This is a genomic window from Amycolatopsis sp. NPDC004747 (assembly GCF_053601335.1).
In genome coordinates this window covers 518409-538608 of record NZ_JBSGBQ010000002.1, presented here as the reverse complement: position 1 = coordinate 538608, position 20200 = coordinate 518409, and the positions used below count along the sequence as shown (strand labels likewise).

Annotated in this window: 9 protein-coding genes; 6 read left to right on the top strand and 3 right to left on the bottom strand. The window is 70.7% G+C overall.

Annotated elements, in window-relative coordinates:
• Positions 1 to 303: 303 nt before the first annotated feature.
• From ACWEGE_RS04820 to ACWEGE_RS04810, 3 genes are all read left to right on the top strand, one after another.
• Positions 304 to 522: a hypothetical protein gene (locus ACWEGE_RS04820; protein ID WP_449659069.1), complete on the top strand. Its 219-nt coding sequence runs from the start codon at positions 304 to 306 to the stop codon at positions 520 to 522.
• Positions 523 to 635: 113 nt separating this feature from the next.
• A complete protein-coding gene (locus tag ACWEGE_RS04815) occupies positions 636 to 4013 on the top strand; it encodes a pyruvate carboxylase (RefSeq protein WP_449659068.1) in 3378 nt (1125 codons plus the stop codon).
• Positions 4014 to 4029: 16 nt separating this feature from the next.
• Positions 4030 to 4818: an arginase family protein gene (locus ACWEGE_RS04810; RefSeq protein ID WP_449659067.1), complete on the top strand. Its 789-nt coding sequence runs from the start codon at positions 4030 to 4032 to the stop codon at positions 4816 to 4818.
• 7 nt (positions 4819 to 4825) lie between these two features.
• On the opposite strand, the gene ACWEGE_RS04805 is transcribed toward ACWEGE_RS04810, so the two are convergent.
• Together ACWEGE_RS04805 and ACWEGE_RS04800 are read right to left on the bottom strand one after the other, a co-directional pair.
• Complete coding sequence (locus ACWEGE_RS04805; RefSeq protein ID WP_449659066.1) at positions 4826 to 5188, bottom strand: GntR family transcriptional regulator; 363 nt, start codon at positions 5186 to 5188, stop codon at positions 4826 to 4828.
• Positions 5185 to 5880: a hypothetical protein gene (locus ACWEGE_RS04800; protein ID WP_449659065.1), complete on the bottom strand. Its 696-nt coding sequence runs from the start codon at positions 5878 to 5880 to the stop codon at positions 5185 to 5187. Before ACWEGE_RS04800 ends, ACWEGE_RS04805 begins: the two co-directional genes overlap by 4 nt.
• 272 nt (positions 5881 to 6152) lie before the next feature.
• On the opposite strand from ACWEGE_RS04800, the gene ACWEGE_RS04795 reads away from it, so the two are divergent.
• Complete coding sequence (locus ACWEGE_RS04795) at positions 6153 to 7436, top strand: PucR family transcriptional regulator (RefSeq protein WP_449659064.1); 1284 nt, start codon at positions 6153 to 6155, stop codon at positions 7434 to 7436.
• A gap of 34 nt (positions 7437 to 7470) precedes the next feature.
• Here the strand turns inward: ACWEGE_RS04795 and ACWEGE_RS04790 are convergent, their stop codons facing one another.
• On the bottom strand, positions 7471 to 7971 hold the full coding sequence (locus ACWEGE_RS04790) for a hypothetical protein (RefSeq protein ID WP_449659063.1): 501 nt from the start codon (positions 7969 to 7971) through the stop codon (positions 7471 to 7473).
• 160 nt (positions 7972 to 8131) lie between these two features.
• Between ACWEGE_RS04790 and ACWEGE_RS04785 the strand changes: the two genes are divergently transcribed.
• Both ACWEGE_RS04785 and ACWEGE_RS04780 read left to right on the top strand, forming a co-directional pair.
• Positions 8132 to 19756 (top strand): LamG-like jellyroll fold domain-containing protein, encoded by an 11625-nt coding sequence (locus ACWEGE_RS04785; RefSeq protein WP_449659062.1) that lies wholly within the window; start codon positions 8132 to 8134, stop codon positions 19754 to 19756.
• Positions 19753 to 20199, top strand: coding sequence for a hypothetical protein (locus ACWEGE_RS04780; protein ID WP_449659061.1), 447 nt, complete (start codon positions 19753 to 19755; stop codon positions 20197 to 20199). Before ACWEGE_RS04785 ends, ACWEGE_RS04780 begins: the two co-directional genes overlap by 4 nt.
• Position 20200: the final 1 nt, after the last annotated feature.

The window sequence follows — 20200 nt, the reverse complement described above, 5'->3', positions numbered from 1 at the left end:
GCTGCGACGTCCTCTACTCCATGCTCCGCAACGGCACCCACTACCGACACCCCGCGCCCGCCGCGGCTTGACAACCACATAGGGACACCCCCCCCAACCGCCGCGCAGTCCGCGTGCGGCGCGCCAGCCGCCGCAGGGCGGGCCCGCCAGTCGCCGCCGTGCAGCCACCGAGCGGCCCCGCCTGCAGTCCGCGGGCGGCCCATCACCCGCCGTTCGGCCCTCCAAATCCCACTCACTTCCCCTGCCCGCCGTCTGGCGACCGAAGCCGGACTCCGGGAAGCTGAACCCCACAGGAGGTGCGCCATGCCCGAGATCCGCCTCGAACGCCGGCTGCCCTCGTTCGACCTGGCCGAACTCATCGGGCGGAAGACCGCCGAAGCCAGGGCGCGCTGCGAACGCGACGGCTTCCGCGTGCAGGTCGTCGACCTCGACCGGGCGTCGGGGGTCACCCTGGACTGGCGGCCCGACCGGATCAGGCTCGAAACGCGGCGAGGCCTCGTCGAGGACTGCCACCAAGGGTGACCACCGAACCGCCTGGTCCGCATGATGTCCATCACCCGGGACTCAACTCCCGCAGAGCGGGAAAAACCGGGTAACGTGCGTTGACTTACCGATCCAAGAGGGAAGGACCGGGCATGTTCCGCAAGGTTCTGGTGGCCAACCGCGGGGAGATCGCGATCCGGGCGTTCCGCGCCGGCTACGAACTCGGTGCCGGCACGGTTGCCGTGTTTCCGCACGAAGACCGCAACTCGCTGCACCGGCTGAAGGCCGACGAGGCGTACGAGATCGGCGAACCCGGTCACCCCGTGCGCGCCTACCTCTCGGTCGACGAGATCGTCGCCGCGGCGAAGAAAGCCGGGGCCGATGCCGTCTACCCCGGTTACGGCTTCCTCTCGGAAAACCCCGATCTCGCGCGTGCGTGCGAAGAAGCCGGTATCACCTTCGTCGGACCGAGTGCCGACATTCTCGAACTCACTGGTAACAAGGCCCGTGCGGTCAAGGCCGCGCGTGAGGCCGGCGTGCCCGTGCTCGGGTCGTCCGAACCTTCGAGCGACGTCGACGCCCTGGTCGCGGCGGCCGAGGAGCTCGGCTTCCCCGTCTTCGTCAAGGCCGTCGCCGGCGGTGGTGGGCGCGGGATGCGGCGGGTCGAGGACCCCGCCCAGCTGCGCGAGTCCATCGAGGCCGCCGCGCGCGAGGCCGAGTCCGCCTTCGGCGATCCGACCGTCTTCCTGGAGAAGGCCGTCGTCGAGCCGCGGCACATCGAGGTGCAGATCCTCGCCGACGGCGCCGGCAACGTCATCCACCTCTACGAGCGCGACTGCTCGGTGCAGCGGCGCCACCAGAAGGTCGTCGAGCTCGCCCCGGCGCCCAACCTCGACCCCGAGCTGCGCGACCGGATCTGCGCGGACGCGGTCAAGTTCGCCCGGCAGATCGGCTACCGCAACGCCGGCACCGTCGAGTTCCTGCTCGACAAGCAGGGCAAGCACGTCTTCATCGAGATGAACCCGCGCATCCAGGTCGAGCACACGGTCACCGAAGAGGTCACCGACGTCGACCTCGTGCAGTCGCAGCTGCGGATCGCCTCCGGCGAGACCCTCGACGACCTGGGCCTGAGCCAGGACAAGATCTACCTGCGCGGCGCCGCCCTGCAGTGCCGCATCACCACCGAAGACCCGGCCAACGGCTTCCGCCCGGACACCGGGATGATCTCCGCCTACCGCTCCCCGGGCGGCTCCGGCATCCGGCTCGACGGCGGCACCGCCTTCTCCGGCACCGAGATCAGCGCGCACTTCGACTCGCTGCTGGTCAAGCTCACCTGCCGCGGCCGGGACTTCAAGACCGCCGTCGGCCGGGCGCGCCGCGCCGTCGCCGAGTTCCGGATCCGCGGCGTCGCCACGAACATCCCGTTCCTGCAGGCCGTCCTCGACGACCCGGACTTCCGCGCGGGCCGCGTCACGACGTCGTTCATCGAACAGCGCCCGCAGCTGCTCACCGCTCGGCAGTCCGCCGACCGCGGCACGCGCCTGCTGACCTACCTCGCCGACCAGACGGTCAACAAGCCGCACGGCGAGCGCCCGAAGACCCCGGACGCCACGGTCAAGCTGCCGAAGCTCGCGAAGGACGCCCAGCCGGCGCCGGGGTCGAAGCAGAAGCTCGCCGAGCTGGGCCCGGCCGGGTTCGCGGAGTGGCTGCGCAACTCGCCGCACATCGGCGTCACCGACACGACCTTCCGCGACGCCCACCAGTCGCTGCTCGCCACGCGCGTCCGGTCGAAGGACCTCCTCGCGGTGGCGCCGGTCGTCGCGAACACCCTGCCGCAGCTGCTGTCGCTGGAGTGCTGGGGCGGCGCGACCTACGACGTCGCGCTGCGGTTCCTCGCCGAGGACCCGTGGGAGCGGCTGGCCGCCCTGCGCGAGGCCGTGCCGAACATCTGCCTCCAGATGCTGCTGCGCGGGCGCAACACCGTCGGGTACACGCCGTACCCGACCGAGGTGACCACCGCCTTCGTCCAGGAGGCCACGAAGACCGGCATCGACATCTTCCGGATCTTCGACGCCCTCAACGACGTCGAGCAGATGCGTCCGGCCATCGAAGCCGTGCGCGAGACCGGGTCCGCCGTCGCCGAGGTGGCGCTCTGCTACACCTCGGACCTGTCCGACCCGGGCGAGAAGCTCTACACGCTCGACTACTACCTCAAGCTGGCCGAGCAGATCGTCGGCGCCGGGGCGCACGTCCTGGCGATCAAGGACATGGCCGGGCTGCTGCGCGCGCCCGCGGCGACCAAGCTGGTCACCGCGCTGCGCAAGGAGTTCGACCTGCCGGTGCACATCCACACCCACGACACCGCGGGCGGCCAGCTGGCCACCTACCTCGCGGCGATCAACGCGGGTGCGGACGCCGTCGACGGCGCGGTCTCGTCGATGGCGGGCACGACGTCGCAGCCGTCGCTGTCCTCGATCGTGGCGGCCACCGACCACTCGGCCCGCACCACCGGCCTGGACCTGCGGGCGATCGGCGACCTGGAGCCGTACTGGGAGAGCGTGCGCAAGATCTACGCGCCGTTCGAGGCCGGGCTGGCGTCGCCCACCGGGCGCGTCTACGACCACGAAATCCCCGGCGGGCAGCTGTCGAACCTGCGCACGCAGGCCATCGCGCTCGGCCTGGGCGACCGGTTCGAGGACATCGAGGCGATGTACGCCGCCGCGGACAAGATCCTCGGCCACCTGGTGAAGGTGACCCCGTCGTCGAAGGTCGTCGGCGACCTCGCGCTGCACCTGGTCGGCGCGGGCGTCTCGCCGGCGGACTTCGAGGCGGAGCCGAACAAGTTCGACATCCCCGACTCGGTGATCGGCTTCCTGCGCGGCGAGCTCGGCGACCCGCCCGGTGGCTGGCCGGAGCCGTTCCGCACCAAGGCCCTCGAGGGCCGCGCGGCGGCGAAGCCGGTCGCCGAACTGTCCGAAGAGGACCGTACGGCGCTCGCCGAGCACCCGCGGCGGACGCTCAACCGGCTGCTGTTCCCCGGCCCGACGAAGGAGTTCGAGGCGCACCGCGAGGCCTACGGCGACACGTCGGTGCTGCCCAGCAAGGACTTCTTCTACGGGCTGCGGCCGGGGGAGGAGTACGCGGTCGACCTCGAGCCCGGGGTGCGGCTGCTCATCGAGCTGGAGGCGATCGGCGAGGCCGACGAGCGCGGCGTCCGCACGGTGATGTCGACGCTGAACGGCCAGCTGCGGCCGATCCAGATCCGCGACCGCTCGATCGCCTCGGACATCCCGGCGACGGAGAAGGCCGAGAAGGGCAACCCGAAGCAGGTCGCGGCGCCGTTCGCGGGCGTGGTGACGCTGCAGGTCGCCGAGGGCGACACGGTCGAAGCCGGCGCGACGGTCGCGACCATCGAGGCGATGAAGATGGAGGCCTCGATCACCGCGTCCACCGCCGGCACGGTGGGCAGGCTGGCGATCACGAACGTGCAGCAGGTCGAAGGCGGTGACCTTCTGCTGGTCCTCGAGTGAGCGATACGCTCGGCGGATGCTGATCAACGCGGTACCGCAGCGGCAGGGCGCGGCCGGGCCGCGCGCGGCGGAGCTGCCGGACGGCTGTGTGGCCCTCGCGGAGCTGGCCGGGCACGTGCTCGGCCGGCCCGTGCACCACGTCCGGCAGACTCGTGCGGTGTCCGAAGTGGACCGTGGCATCGCGTCGCGGGCGGTGCTGACCGGCCCGAACCGGGCGGCCCAGCTGGCCGCGTTGGAGGCCCCGGGTGGCCCGGTGCTGACGATCGGCGGAGACTGCGGCGTCGAACTGGTGCCGATCGGCGTCGCGCGGTTCCGCCACGGACCCGGCCTGGGCGTCGCGTGGTTCGACGCCCACGCGGACCTGAAGACGGTGGAATCGTCGCCGTCGGGGGCGTTCCACGGCATGGTGCTGCGGTCGCTGCTGGGCGAGGGCGACCCGGAGTTCGCGGCGGCGCCGGCGTTGACGCCCGGGAACGTGGCACTGCCCGGGACGCGCGTGTTCGACCCGGACGAAGAAGCCGCGGTGGCGCGTGGCCTCGCGGTGACGTCGGTCGAAGCCCTGACGGGTGTGGAGAAGCTGTACGTGCACGTGGACCTGGACGTGCTCGATCCGGGAGAGTTCGCGGGCCTGAACTACCCGGAGCCCGGCGGCTGGTCGATCGCGCGGCTGGTGGCCGAGCTGGACGCGCTGGCCCGGTTCGAGGTGGTCGGCGCGGGGATCACGGAGTGCGTGGGAACGCCGCGCGAGGTCGAGGTCCTGGAACCCGTGATCGCGGCGGTGGGCCGGCTGCTCGGAGCGAGGTAGGCGCCGCTCAGCCCGGCCAGGCGGTGCGGACGGCCTCCAGCGTGGTCTCCAGGTCCGCGCCGAGGTCACGGGCCTGGGCCGCGAACTCCGCCGCGGCCGAGGCCAGCAGGGCCCCGCGGTCCGGGCGGCCCGACGGGACCGTCACCACCGTGCCGCGCGCGCGGGCGGTCGCCACCCAGCCCGCCGCCTCCAGCTCGCGGTAGGCCCGGGCCACCGTTCCCGAGGCCAGCCCCAGATCCCGGGCCAGCTGGCGGATCGGCGGCAAGCGGGTCCCCTCCGGCAGCGCACCCGTCGTCGCCGCGCGGATCACCTGGTCGTGGACCTGCCGCCACGGCGGCACGCCGTTTTCGGTGTCGACGACGATCTTCACGCCGCCGCCGGTCGCCGTTTCGCCGGGGCCGTCACCGCCAGGAACGCGGCCAGGCCGGCCACGACCGCCAGGAACGAGACGAAGTCGCCCGCCGGCCAGCCGACCGCCGTGCACGCGCCGATGCCCAGGCCGACCGCCACCCGCGCGCTGCGGCAGCGCAGCGCCAGGTCGGCTCGCGGGGCGCCGATCGCCGGGCGGCGCACGGCCAGCAGCGTGATCGCCGCGCTGACTCCCGCCGTGCCGGCGGCCACGGCCAGCAGCTTCCACTGCGCCGTCAGGCCCAGGTGCAGCAGCGATCCCGCGGCCGCCAGCCCGCCCAGGACCAGGATCCACGCCGGGACGATCTCCTGCAGCGTCCGCGGTGCCAGCTCGGCTTCGCGGCGCGGGCCGCGGGACGGGCGCTGCGCCAGCAGCTCGGCGATCAGGCCCCCGAGCAGCAGCGTGGCGAGGATCGAGCCCGTCGTCGTGTCGTCGAGCAGCGGCGGGATCACGAGGAACAGCCACGGGTACCAGAGCCGGCGCCGCTTGAGGTAGCGGACGGCGAGGTCGACCTCCGCGGCGTCGGGCTTGGCCACGCCCCACCGCTCCAGCAAGCGCTTACCGTGCTTCCGACCCGGCCAGAGCACGATCAGGATCGCCAGCCCGACCAGGCCCATGAGCAAAGCGACAGCGAGCACGTTGTCCCAAGGCATGCGGTTCCTCCTCGACTTGTATCAACCACACGATACAAGATGCGGGCGTAACCGCAGCGCGGGCCGCTCGTTGGAGGTTCGGCCGTTCGTACGCATGTGCACGTGCAGTCGGCGGGACGCCTGTCACCCGCTCGCAGCCGGGCGGCGGGAAATTGTCATGGATGTGACAACAAATCGGTTTTCCTTCACGGGTGTGACACGTTTGGCGTTAGTTTTTCGATGTGCCCGTTGTCACCCTGCAACAGGTGCGGGGTCGGAGCGAAGGAGCTGCGATGTCGGTGGAGCGCGGATTCGATCACGCTGCGCCGCCGCCGACCGCCGCCCTACCGCGCAAACTGGCCGACATCCTGCGGCCGGAACTGGCCAGCCTCGCTGCTGAAATCGTCGAAGAAATCCGCGCGACCATCCCGGCCTACGCGCGCCCGCTCGACGGGCCCTACGGCAAGTCGATCCGAGCCGGTGTCGAATACGCGATCACGTTGTTCGTCGCGCAGATCGCCGACCCCACGGTGTCGAAGGAACAGTCCCACGAGGTGCACCACCGGTTGGGGCAGAACGAAATGCGCGAAGGCCGCAGCCTCGACACGCTGCAGTCGGCCTACCGCGTGGGCGCGCGGGTGTCGTGGCGCCGGATCATGCGCGTCGGACGGCGCAGCGGCCTGTCCTCGGCGGTGATGTCCCAGCTGGCCGACGCGATGCTGGCGTTCATGGACGAGCTCGCGTCCGTGGCGCTCGACGGCTACCTGGAGGCGAAGGCGCGCACGGCGGGCGCGCTGGACACCTGGCGCCGCAAGCTGCTCCACCTGCTCCTCGAGACGCCGCCGGCGTCCCCGAAAGCGGTTGCCGAGCTGGCCCAGCTGATCGGCTGGCCGGTGCCGTCGGACGCGACGCCGGTGGCGGTCGGCCCGGCCGGCGGCGTCGCCCCGGCCCGGCGGCACGCCGGGCTGGACGCGGACGTCCTCGCCGAACTCGACACGCCCGAGCCGAAACTGATCGTCCCGGGCGAACTGAGCGGCGCCCGGCTGGCGGCGCTGCAGGTGGCGCTGCCGGACTGCCGTCTGGCGATCGGCCCGTGCGTCCCGCTGGCTTCGGTCGCGGATTCCCTGCGCTGGGCCCGGAACTCCCTGCAGCTGGCCGAGCGCGGCGTCCTGCCGGCGCGCCCGGTGATCCGCGCCGAAGAGCACCTGGCGACGCTGCTGGTCAACTCCGACACGGGCCTGGTCGGGACGCTGCGGCACCGCTTGTTCGCGCCGCTGGCGGACATGACGGGCAAGCAGCAGGAGCGGCTCCTGGAGACGCTGCGGGCGTGGCTGGACAGCCAGGGCAACGTGGTGGAGATCGCCGAGCGCCTGGGCGTCCACCCGCAGACGGTCCGCTACCGCATGCGCCAGCTGCAGGCGACGTTCGGCGAGAGCCTGAAGGACCCGGCGGCGCGGTTCGAGATGGAGCTGGCTCTGCGGGCGGGGGCGGCGCCGCTGCCGTTGCGGTACCCGGTGAGCGAGCTGCTGCCGTCGCCGCGGACGGGCGGTTCGCGTCCGCAGTGGACGTCGAAGTAGCCCGTCCGGCCGGCGGTTTCCGCGACGATCCGGTTCAGCTGCCCGCGCGCTGCGCTGCCAGTACTTCGTCGGTTATCCGGCTCTGTTCGGTTGCCGGATAGGGAATGTTGCGGACGTTGGGAAGTGTCACGGGCGTTCCGATGTTCACGAACTTCGTTGCCGGATTCGCCGAGGCGACGGCCTGGAAGTCGGCGAAAAGATTTGTTCCGTCGGCGACAATAAGCCGGCATTGTGACGCGATGAGGCCGGCGAAGTAGGGGCCGGTCTCACCGGTGGCGTCGTCCGGGACGACGAGCTTCTGCGCGTTGATCGTGCCGGCGCCGGTCGAGGCCTGGACACCACGCCAGACCAGCTCGGTGTCGGCGCTGTTCGCCGAGGTCAGCAGGCAGGTCTTGAAATGGGACGATACGTCCGGATGGTCCGGTTCGGTGTCGAGCAAAAATGCTGCGGCCAATATCCCCAAAGTGGCTGCTCCGAATGCAGCACAAATGGCGATTCGGAGCCTTCTTTGTGGCGGAGTGAGGGTGGTTGGCATGGGAAGCAGCTTAGCGTGGTCGCGGCATGGCGAAGACCGGAAAAACTGTTCGATGGTGACAAAAAATACGCCTTGTCGCTTTCTGTCGATTGACGGCCGGGTTCGGGCTGTGCTGTATTGACGGGCGGTTTGATCGCCGGAGCCACGAGGGGGAGTGGTCATGCTGGTGCGCCCTGGACGGATCGCGAAGCGCTGTGTTCCCGTTGTCGCCTTGACGGTCGCCGTGGCCGTCGGGTTCGGGCAGTCGGCCGCGCAGGCGACCGAGGCCACCTGGCGGTACCCGGCCACCCCGGCCACCCGGGACATCGCCACCCCCGGCCAGCTCACCGGCTCCGCCGCGGGACGGGGGCACACCGCGTCGTCGGCCGACACCAAGGCATCCGACGGCGTTCAAGGGCACGCACCCGGGGTCGCGCCGCACCAGCTCGAAGCCGATGTCGCGCACCAGCGGGCCGCGACGCCGCGGCTGTCTTCGAACACCGCGACCGTGACCGCCGCGGGTACGTCCACCCCGCCCGGCAAGGGCGAAAGCAGTTTCGACGCCGCTCGCAGCTCGTTGCGGGCGAACGCCGGTGACGAGCACACCCTCGTCTACGACAACCCCGATCACACCAGCACGGCGAAGATTTCCGCCGGCCGCGTCCAGTACTTCCGCCCGGACCACCGCTGGGCGCCGATCGACAACACGCTGACGCGAGCCGGAAACGGGCGCTGGACCAAGAAAGCCGACTCACAGGACGCCCAGCTGGCGCCGAACGCGGCCGACGCCGCACTCGGCTCGCTGGCGGTGGGCGCCGGGCAGCGGGTCGGGTTCGGCGTGGCCGGGGCGGCTCCCGCCGTGCCGCAGGTCTCCGGCGACACGGCGACCTACCGGCTGGTGCGGCCCGACTCCGACGTGCAGCTGCAGGCCGTGGAGTCGGGCATCAAGGAGTCACTGACGCTGCGCTCGCCCGCGGCACCGACGTCGTGGGTGTTCCCCCTGACCGTGCAGGGGCTCACGCCCTCGGTCGCCGCGTCCGGTGACGTGGTCTTCGCCGACCGGTCGGGTGCGGAGCGCGTGCGCATCCCCCACGGATCGATGGTGGACTCCGCCGTCGACCCGCGGTCGAACGAAGGCGCCTGGTCCAGCGGGGTCACCTACCACCTGACCACCGTCAACGGCGGCCCGGCGCTCCAGGTCGACCTGGACGCCCAGTGGCTGCACGATCCGGCGCGCAAGTTCCCCGTCGTCGTCGACCCGACGACGCTCACGAGCACCGCGTCCACCTACGTCATCAACACCGACTGGACCAACCACTCGGCATCCCCGCTCCTGAACGTGGGCTCCTACGACCGCGGTGCCCATGCCGCGGGAGCCGCCCTCAAGTTCGACAACTTCGCCGGCACGTTCGCCAACGACTTCATCCGCGGCGCGTGGCTTTCCGTCTACGACGCCTTCGACCAGTCGTGCACCCCGCAGGAGGTGAAGGTCTGGTCGATCGTCAAGCAGTGGTCCCCGGACGCGGTGAACGCCGACAGCCCGCTGTTCGGCGCGGTGCTGGGGGCGAAGTCCTTCGCCAGCTCTCCGAAGTGCTTCGGCGGCAGGACGGGGAGCTTCAACTGGGCCACGATCGGTCTCGACCCCTCGGCGTTCGACTCGTGGGCGCACGGCGGCGGCGTCTACGGCCTGAGCCTCAGCGCCGACGTCCACTCCGCGTCGAGCTGGAAGCAGCTGGCCTCCAGCACGTCGGCCAACAAGCCGTACCTGTCGATCGACTTCAGCCCGTATGGCGTCAAGTGGCCGGGCAACCTCTCCTGGAGCACCACCCCCACCGCGGCGACCGACGGGGTGCTGCAGGTCCCGGTCCAGAACTGGGGCAATGCGGCGTGGACGTCCGGCAACGGCTACAAACTGCGCTACACGCAGACGAACGCCGACACCGGCGCTTTCCTCTCCCAGGGCACCGCGAACGTGCCGGGAACCGTCACGCCACAGCAGTCGGTGACCATCCCGATCACGATCGCCCACCAGCCCGCGGGCACGCCGCTGCACGTGGCGCTCGACATGGTGGCGCCGGACGGCTCGGCCTTCAGCAGCTGGTTCGCCCCGACCGAGACCTTCGACTACACGCCCGCCGACATCGCCCCGCAGATCGACCGCCAGTCGCCGCCGTCCAACGTCACCGAAGGCACGCTCACCCCGACGTTCAGCGCGACCGGCCACGACCCGGACAACTACAAGGACCCGGTGACCTACGGCTTCTGGGTCTGCCCGGCCACCGCGAAGTGGCCCGACGGCTGCACTGCGTCGGGGTGGCTGCCCGCCGGCGTCAGCGCGTGGACCGTGCCCGCGGGCAAGCTCGCCTACAACCAGAGCTACTACTGGGTCGCGGAGGCCTACGACGGCATCCAGGCGAGCTACCCCAGCGCCCCCTCGTGGTTCACCACGGTCGTCGGGCAGCCCGTTATCACTTCGCACCTCGCGCAGAACTCCGACCAACGCGGGTTCGACCCGGAGATCGGCAACTACACCACGGCCGCGACCGACCTCACTGTTCCCGGGGCCGGGCTGAAGCTCGCGGTGGAACGCACCTACAACAGCCTCGACCCGCGGACGCCCGGGGCGTTCGGCGCCGGGTGGTGGTCGGTGTTCGACATGCAGGCCGTACCGGACGCGGACGGCACCGGCAACGTGGTGGTCACCTACCCGAACGGCCAGGCCGTCCGGTTCGGCCGCAACGCGGACGGCACGTTCACCGCGCCGCAAGGCCGGTACGCCACCCTCACGACGACCGGCACCACGGGGTACACGCTCGTCGACAAACTCGGCACCACCTACGTGTTCACGGGAGCCGCGGGCGCGGTCGCGTTCCCGATCGCGTCGATCACCGACCGGGCCGGGCACCAGGAGCTGTTCGCCTACGCCGGCGGGCGGCTCGCGACCGTCACCAACACGACCTCGCACCGCGCCCTCCACCTGAGCTGGACGACCCCGGCCGGTGCGCGTGCCGCCCACGTCAGTGCCGTGGCCACGGATCCCGTCGCGGCCGGGAACTCGGCGTCGGCGGTCACCGCCACCTACCAGTACACCGCGGACCAGCTGAGTTCGGCGTGCCGCCCGGGACCGGAGTGCACCGGGTACGCCTACCAGGCGGGCGCGCACGACAGGTCCGTCGTCCTCGACGCCGAACCCTCGGCGTTCTGGCGGCTGGCGGACCAGCCCGGTGCGGAGCAGGCCGTGAGCGAGGTGCTCCAGAACGAAGGCGAAGACACGGCTCGGCGGGTCGACGTCGCGTTCGGCAAGCCGGGGCCCAACCCCACCGCGACGGCCGCGGAGTTCGACGGCACCCAGTCCTTCGTCCAGCTGCCCCAGGACCAGATCAAGGGCGTGGCGTTCCTCACCGTCCAGCTGTGGTTCTCCACGACTTCGTCCGGGACCGCGCAGATGCTGCTGGCCACCGGGCACGACCCGGCGAACACCGCGAACCCGAACACCGGTGCCATGCCGGTGCTCTACATCGGCACGGACAACAAGCTGCATGGCCACTTCTGGGACAACACGGTGGCCGGCATGGCCTCGGCCGCCCCGGTCAACGACGGCAGGTGGCACCAGGTCACGCTCACCGGGTCGGCCGGCGCCCAGGCGCTCTACCTCGACGGCAAACCGATCGGCACGGAATCCGGCACGATCGTGAACATCGACCCGTACACGATCGTCGGTGCGGGCGTGTTCAACACGAAGGGCTGGCCCGCGGCCCCCAGCACCACCACGTGGTCCCACTTCCACGGCTCGATCGCCGACGTGGCGATCTACCCGAAGCCGCTGTCGGCCATCCAGATCGCCTCCCAGTACGACGGCGCCGCCAACCCCGCGTCGCTGCTGACCGGAACCACGCTCCCGTCGGGCAAGACCGCCGCTTCCGCGCGGTACGACACGCGGGCCGACCGGCTCGTCGAGCTCACCGACCAGAACACCGGTACCTGGCACGTGGGCGGGCCGACGGTGTCGGGGACGTCGGCGATCTACCGGTCCACCGTCCTGGGCGCGGCGCCGTACGGGTACTGGCGGCTCGGTGACAGCGCGGGCACGACGGCCGCCGGGGAGACGGACACCCAGACAGGGACCTACACCGGTGTGACGCTCGGCGTGGAGGGACCGTTCGGGCGGAACGACAGCACCGCCGCGTCGTTCGACGGCACCGGCAGCTACGTCCAGCTGCCGTCGGACATGCAGCCGTCCTCCGTGCCCAACCTGTACCCGGTCATCCCCAGCCAGGGACCGATGGCGATCGAGCTGTGGTTCTCCACGAAGACCAGCGGGGTGCTGTTCTCCTACTCCGGGAACCCGGTCACCGGAACTCCGAACGCCAACTACGACGACTTCACCCCGGCGCTCTACGTCGGGACCGACAACAAGCTCCACGGTGGAACCCGCACCTGGGACCTGGGGAACAACATCCTCACGATGCAGAGCAAGTCCGCGGTCACCGACGGGAAGTGGCACCACGTCGTCCTGTCGGTCGACGGGGCGGTCCAAACCCTGTACCTGGACGGCACCTCGGCCGGCACGCAGGCTTATCAAGGGGCCTACGACAGCGGCTACGTCTACGCCGGCGCCGGGTTCATCGGGAACCGGTGGCCCGCCGCGCCGCAGCAGGGAACGGGCACGTCCGGGCATCCGAGCCACTTCACCGGCAGCATTGCCGAAGTCGCGGTCTACCAGCACGAGCTGAGCTCCGACGACGTCGTCCACCACATCAAGGCGTACGGCAACTCGCTGTCCCACGCCTCGCCGACGCTCAGCGTCGCCGTCGAGGACCCGGCCGGGAACCCGCAGAACTACACCTACGACCCGTACAACGGCGGCCGCCTGGTCAGCTCGAGCGACGTGCTGAACCACACGACGTCCTACGGCTACGACACCGGGGGCTTCCGCCACACCGTCACCGACCCCAACGGGGTCCAGGTGATCACCGGCCACGACGTCCGCGGCAACGAGGTGTCCCGGACGACGTGCCAGGACTTCTTGACCTCGAAGTGTTCGACCGCCTACTACACCTACTTCCCGGACGGCACTTCGACGTCCCTGCGCCCGGACCCGCGCAACGACGTGGTGACCAGTTTCCGGGACGGGCGGTCGGCCGACGCCACCGACGCCCGGTACGCGACCCGCTACACCTACGACGTCAACGGAAACCTGCTTTCGACGGCAGGCCCCGCGGTCGAGGGAGCCCCGGCCGGCCGGACCACGAGCACCGTCTACACCGACGGGACGACGGCGTTCCCGAGCATCGACGGCGGAGCCGCGCCGCCCGCGCTCCCGGCCAAGACGACCACCCCGGGTGGCGCGACCACGAGCTACCGCTACTTCGCGAACGGGGATCTCGCCTCCGTCACCGACGCGGTGGGTCTCGTCACGAGCTTCACCTACGACGGTCTCGGCCGGGCACTGACCTCCAAGCAGACGAGCGACAGCTACCCGGCGGGCCTCGTGACCGCCCTGTCCTACGACGCGGCCGGCCGCCAGACGACCGTGACCGCGCCCGGCGTCACCGACCGGGCCACCGGCACGGTGCACACCGCCAAGACGACCACGAACTACGACCGGGACGGCAACATCGTCGAGCAGGTCGTGGCCGACACGACCGGCGGCGACGCGGCCCGGACGACGAAAACCGGCTACGACGACTCGAACCGGGTGGTGTCGACGACCGATCCGGCCGGTGCCGTGACGACGTACACCTACGACGTCCTCGGGCACCGCACGTCGCTCACCGACCCGGCGGGGACCACCACCGCCTACGAGTACCTGGCCGACGGCCACCTCGCGACGACGACGCTGCGCGGGTACCGGGCCGCCGACGGCTCCACCCGCGACCTGGTCACCCAGTCCCTCGCCTACGACCCGGCGGGGCGGCTCGCGTCCACCACGGACGCCATGGGCAGGATCACGAACTACCGGTACTACGACGACGGCAAGCTGCAGTCGAAGTCCCACCCCGACCCGGCGACCGGCAAGACGGGCTTCACCGAAGTCGCCTACGAGTACGACCTGGCCGGCAACAACAACACAGTGTGCCGCAACAACTGCCGGCTCGGCTTCGAGGCCTACAGCCAGGGCCTGTTCACCCGGTACCGGTTCGACGCGGCCGACCGGGTCACCACGGCCACGACGCAGTACGACTCGGCGAAGATCGGCACCGTTCCGGTCCCGCAGCCGCGCAACTCCATCACCACGGTGACCTACGACCCGGACGACCACCCGGTGACGATCTCTTCCACGGACGAGCAGTCGCCTTCGGTCAACGGGACGAACGTCGGCTACACCTACGACCCGCTCGGCCGGAAGACGAGCGAGACGGTCCAGCAGGCCCTGCCCGCGCAGGCGGCGGACGCCGCGTTGCTGGCGCAGTGGGACCTCGCCGACGGCACGACGACCACCGCGGCGGACGGTTTCGCCGGCGTGACCGCCGGCCCGGCGACCCCGCTGCCCCTCGACGACACCCGGTACCCCGCGTCGGCGAGCAAGGTGTGGAACGGGCAGGCCGCCCGGCTCGTCTGGCAGAGCGACGGCAACCTCGTGCTCTACCGCACCAGCGACAACGTTCCGATCTGGAGTTCGGGGACCGGCGGCAAGAGCGCGAACGCCGTGCTCGTCCTGCAGAGCGACGGCAACATCGTCATCTACGGCGATCCCACGTTCAAGACCGTGCTGTGGCACACCCAAAGCGGGGGCAACCCCGGTTCCAAGGCTGTCCTGACCGCACGCGGTGAGCTGGTCGTCACCGGCCCGTCGGGGGCGACGCTGTTCACCAGCCGCTCCGCGCAGCTCGGGTTCAACAACCCCGCGACGGTGTCGGGTGGGGTGTCCTGGAGGGCGGCGGATCCGTACTCGAGCGCCTTCGACAACAAGGGCTCCGTCCGGTTCGACGGTGTCACCGGGCAAGCGAGCACCGCCGGGCCCGTGGTCGACACCACCGGCTCGTTCACGGTGTCGCTGTGGGTACGACCGGACGAGTACGGCACTCGCTCCCAGACCTTCGCCGCCCAGCAAGGCGCCCAGCAGCCCGGGTTCGCTCTCGAGTACCAGGGATCGACCGGCAAGTTCGCGTTCACGAGGGCGCTGACCGACACCGCGAACGCCCAGGCCGTTTCGGCGCAGGCGCCCGTGCTGTCGTCCGCGCACGACTTCTGGACGCACCTGGTCGGCGTCTACGACCGCGCGACCGGCAAGGTCTCGCTCTACGAGGACGGCAAGCTCCAGTCGACCGTCACCGACTCCACGCCGTTCGCCGCCACCGGCGCCTTCCTCATCGGGCGGGGCTTCGCCAACGGCCAGGCGACCGGTTTCACCAACGGCAAGATGACCAACGTCCGGGTCTACTCCCGGGCGCTCGGCGACAGCGAGATCAAGGACCTCGCTATCGGGGCCGCCGGCGCCGGTCCGGGGCAGCGCGGCCTGGCCGGGGCCTGGAGCCTCACCGACGGTTCCGCCGGCGCGGCCGTCCCCGCTGCCGGAAACGTGGCGGCCACGCCCAGCGGCGAGGTCGGCTGGTCGGCAGAACACGGCGGCGCCGCGCAGTTCGACGGTTCCTCGGGGCTGCTCCAGAGCAAGCCACTTGGGTTCACCCACACGAAGAGCTACACCGTGGCCGCCTGGGCGAAGCTGGACACGGTGGCGAAGTCGCAGACCGTCGTCTCCCAGGACGGGGCGACGCTGTCCGCCTTCGCTCTCCGGTACGACGCCACGGCGAAGAAGTGGGCCCTCTCCGCGCCGGCTTCGGACACCGCCGGAGCGGCGCTCACCAGCGCGTTCTCCACGACTTCGCCGTCGGCCGGCGTCTGGACCCACCTCACCGGCGGCTATGACGCGGACGCGCACCGCCTGAGCCTCTACGTGAACGGGCAGCTCGCGGGTTCGGTCCCGTACACGGCGCCCGCTTCCTACGAGGGCACCATCGTCATCGGGGCCGGGATGAGTGCCAAGGCCCGCTCGGAACCGCTCGACGGGCGCGTCTCGGGCGTGAAGGTGTTCCAGCAGCTCCTCACCGCGGACCGGATCGGCACGGTGTACGCGGGCGGGAACCTACTGCACCCCACCACGACGCAGACCACCACGTGGACCGTCGACCAGCGCGGTCTCACGACGTCCGTGACCGATGCCCGGGGCAACGCGCCCGGCGCTTCGAAGGCCGCCTACACCACCACGTACGAAAACGACGAAGCCGGCCGGCTCGCGTCGGTCCTGGCGCCGACGGTCAACACCGAGGTCGCGGGCGGAGCCGCGACGCCGACCCGGCCGCGGACCGTGACCGGCTACGACACCTTCGGCGAAGTCACCGAGACACAGGACCCGACCGGGAACATCACGACGACCGGGTACGACCCGGCGGGCCGCCCGGCCTCGGTCGCGCGGCAGGCCTACACCGCCCCCGGAGCCACCGCGCCGGTGCACGCGGTCACGGTGACCACCTACAACCAGCTCGGCCTGCCCGCGACGGTGACCGACCCGCTCGGCAACCAGACCGGGTTCGCCTACGACCAGCTCGGGAAGCTGGTGAAGCGGACCGACCCGGCGGGCGGTGAGTGGACCTACACCTACAACGCCGACGGAGAGCTCGCCTCGGCCACCGACCCGACGGGGGCGCAGAACCAGCTCACCTACGACTACCTGGGCCGGAAGCTGACGAGCACCCAGGTCGTCCGGCAGGCCGGCGCGGCGTACACGACGACCTACGGCTACGACGGGCAAGGCGATCTCGCCACGGTGACCACGCCGGCCGGGGTGCAGACGAAGAGCACGTTCGACAACGCGGGCGAGCAGCTGACCGTGGTCGACGGCGCGGGCAACACGACCGCCAACACCTACGCCAACGGCCGGCTGGTGGCGACCGTCGCGCCCGACGGCAGCAAGGTCAGCCGCGGCTACGACGCCGCGGGCCACCTGACCACGCTCAGCGAGTCCGACAGCACCGGCGCGGTGCTGCGGACCAGCAGCACCGGCTACGACGCGGTGGGCAACCGCACGTCGGCGACCGACGCGACCGGGGTGACCACGGAGTTCGGCTACGACGGGGCGAACCGGCTCGTCAGCCAGCTCGAACACGTGTCGGCCGGCTCGAACATCGTCACGACCTACGGGTACGACGCGGCGGGCAACCGGACCCGCTACACCGACGGCAACGGCAACCCGTGGATCAGCACGTACAACGCGTGGGGCCTGCGCGAGTCCAAGATCGACCCGAGCACGCCCGCTTACCCGGCGCTCGCGGACCGCACCTACACCACGGGCTACGACGCCGCGGGACGCCCGGCGGAGGTCGCCAAGCCCGGCGGGGTCCGGCAGACCCGGACCTACGACGTCGTCGGCAACCTGAAGCGGGAAACCGGCAGCGGCGCCGGCGTCGGCACCCCCGACCGGGAGTTCGGCTACGACACCGCCGGCCGGCTGACCTCGGCGTCCGCGCCCGGCGGCACGAACACCTTCACCTACGACGACCGCGGGCTGCTCACCGGCACCGACGGGCCGTCCGGGAAGGCGTCGTTCGGCTACGACGCGGACGGCCGCACCACCAGCCGCACCGACGCCGCCGGAACCACGGCCTACACCTACGACACCGCCGGCCGCCCGGCGACCTTGACCGACCCGCTCGCGCAGGTCGCCGGGACCTACAGCTACACCAAGCTGAACCAGCTCGCCGGGATCGACTACGGGACCGGGAACAACACCCGGGTGTTCACCTACGACGCCCTGCACCGGCTCAAGACCGACACCTGGAAGACGAGCACCGGGTCGGCGGTCGGCTCGATCACCTACGACTACGACCTCGCCGACCGGGAGACCGGCAAGACCACCACCGGGTTCGCCGGCTCCTCGGCGAACGCCTACACCTACGACCAGGCGGGCCGGCTGTCCACTTGGGACAACGGAACCGCGAGCACGGCCTACGGCTACGACGGCGCGGGCAACCGCACGAAGATCGGCTCCCGGACGTTGACCTACAACGCCCGTGACCAGCTCCTGGACGACGGGACACGGTCCTACGGCTACACCGCCCGCGGCACCCGCGCCGACCTGCCGTCCGACGCGTTCGACCAGGAACTGGCCGGCGACAGCAGCTACGACGCCCTCGGCAGGCTCGTCGCCCACGGCACCACGAAATTCGCCTACAGCGGCCTCGGCACCACCATCGCGTCCGAAGGCGACACGAGGTACAGCCACGACGCCGACGGCGGCGGGCACGCCGCCGCCAAGGCCGGCAGCGCGCTGATCACCCTCACCGACCGGCACGACGACCTCGTCGGCAGCAGCACACCCGGCGCAACCGCGCTGGCGGGCTCGACGACGTTCGACCCGCTCGGCAACCCGACCGCGCGTGCGGGCACCCAGTTCGACCTCGGGTACCAATCCGGCTACACCGACGGGACCTCGGGCCGCGTCAACATGGGCGCCCGCTGGTACGACCCGGGCAGTGGGCAGTTCGGCAGCCGTGACACGGTTTCGAACAGTCCCAACCCGGCCAGCGCCAACGCCAACCCGTATGCCTACGCCAACGGGAACCCGGTCAACGGAACCGACCCGACCGGTCACACGTGCTGGGGGTGCATCGTCGGCGGGGCGCTCGGCGCCATCGGCGGGGCACTGATCGGCTGCGTCGTCACCATCGAGGTCGGCTGTATCGGCGGCGCGGGCGTCGGAGCCTGGCAGGGCGCGGGCTGGGGAGCCGCCGCCGGGATCTGGGGCGGCTTGGCCGCGCAGGTCGTGTCCGACATCAGCAACCCCGACTGGGCGAACGGAAATACCGCAGGCATCCCCACCGTGGAGGTGCCCGTCCTGCCCCTGCCCGTGATCACCGGTATCCACGCCGGAGCGGGCGGACACGCGACGTCCACCGTCCGCGCCCGCCCGTACGTGCCCCGGCCGCCACCGCCGCCGACGCCGACCGACTACGCGAAGAAGCCGCAGCCGCACCCCTTTGACCCCATCCTGGGTTCCGGTTCCGGGATCGCGGCGTCGATCGCGCAGCTGATCGCCGTCGCCACGGCACTTGCGGTGCCGGCCGACGAGCTGACCCAGTACCAGCCGGAAGACCTGGGGACGCTCACCAGCGGAGGGCTGGCCGCGGGCGGAGCCCTCGGCCTGACCGATTCGCCCGATGGGCCGCACCTGCCGAAGCCGCCGTCGCCGCTGGACCTGTTCAACATCGCCAACAGCATCATCGGGCTGCAGAACTGCGATACCATCATCGACTGCGCGGCGGCAGCATTCGGCATCATCCCCGGCGAAGCGCTCGCCGGCGCCGTCGGCCGAGGCCTCGCCGATTCCTCGGCCGCTGTCGCGAACGACGGCCCGGAAAGGATCTTGTTCGGGCAGGCCAGAATCAGCCCGGAATACTCCGGGAAAGCAAGTGCGCCCGACTACCTGCGGAACCGCAACATCTACGAAGTGGCAGATGATCTCATGAACGGCCGGTTGTCTCCGGACCAGTTCCACGTGGTCGCGTTCAGGCACTTCGAAAGCGGTGAACTCGTCACCAACAACAACCGGAGCCTTGCGGTGCTCAGCCTGGCCGGTCTGCGCCCCACCAACCTGCGAATCTTGAATACGCCCGAGGAGATCGCCCGGGCGATACAAGACGGAAGCGTCGACCGGGACATACTCGATCGGCTGCGCGAAGGGAACCCGCTCGGAGATACACTGCCGTCTGTCCGGATACCTGTCACGCCGTCCCAGCGTGATTTGACGATCGACTACGGCGATCCGCAGCGGCCAGGCGTGATCTACATCCCCGGGGAGGCGCCGTGACGCACCGACGCGTCGGAGGCGATGAAACACGCACCCGATATGCGTCCGCTCCCCGGGTCACCGTTGCCGCGCGGCCGAACAACCTGCCCACCTTGACCATGGAGTTCCCCTGTGCCGCGTGGCGCGGGACCGGTCCAGGACCGACGACCAGGCTGACGTTCGCCGATGTGTTCGAGTACCGGTTCGTCGAATCCAAAATCGCCTATTTCGAATCCAATTCGGAAGATTCCGCACTTGCGTTGATCGAGATCGTCGATTCGCAGCTCAAGGAGCGGATCCTCGGCAGGGGTTGGTATCGGAACACTGCCCCAGAAGGCGAATGGATGCCCGGCATAAAAGACGCTGATGTGCACCACTACCGGATCGGTTTCGACGAACACGGGCACTATGAAATCGTATGCCTTGGAGTTGACATAGAAGAAACAAGCGGTGAATGGAGCTAGT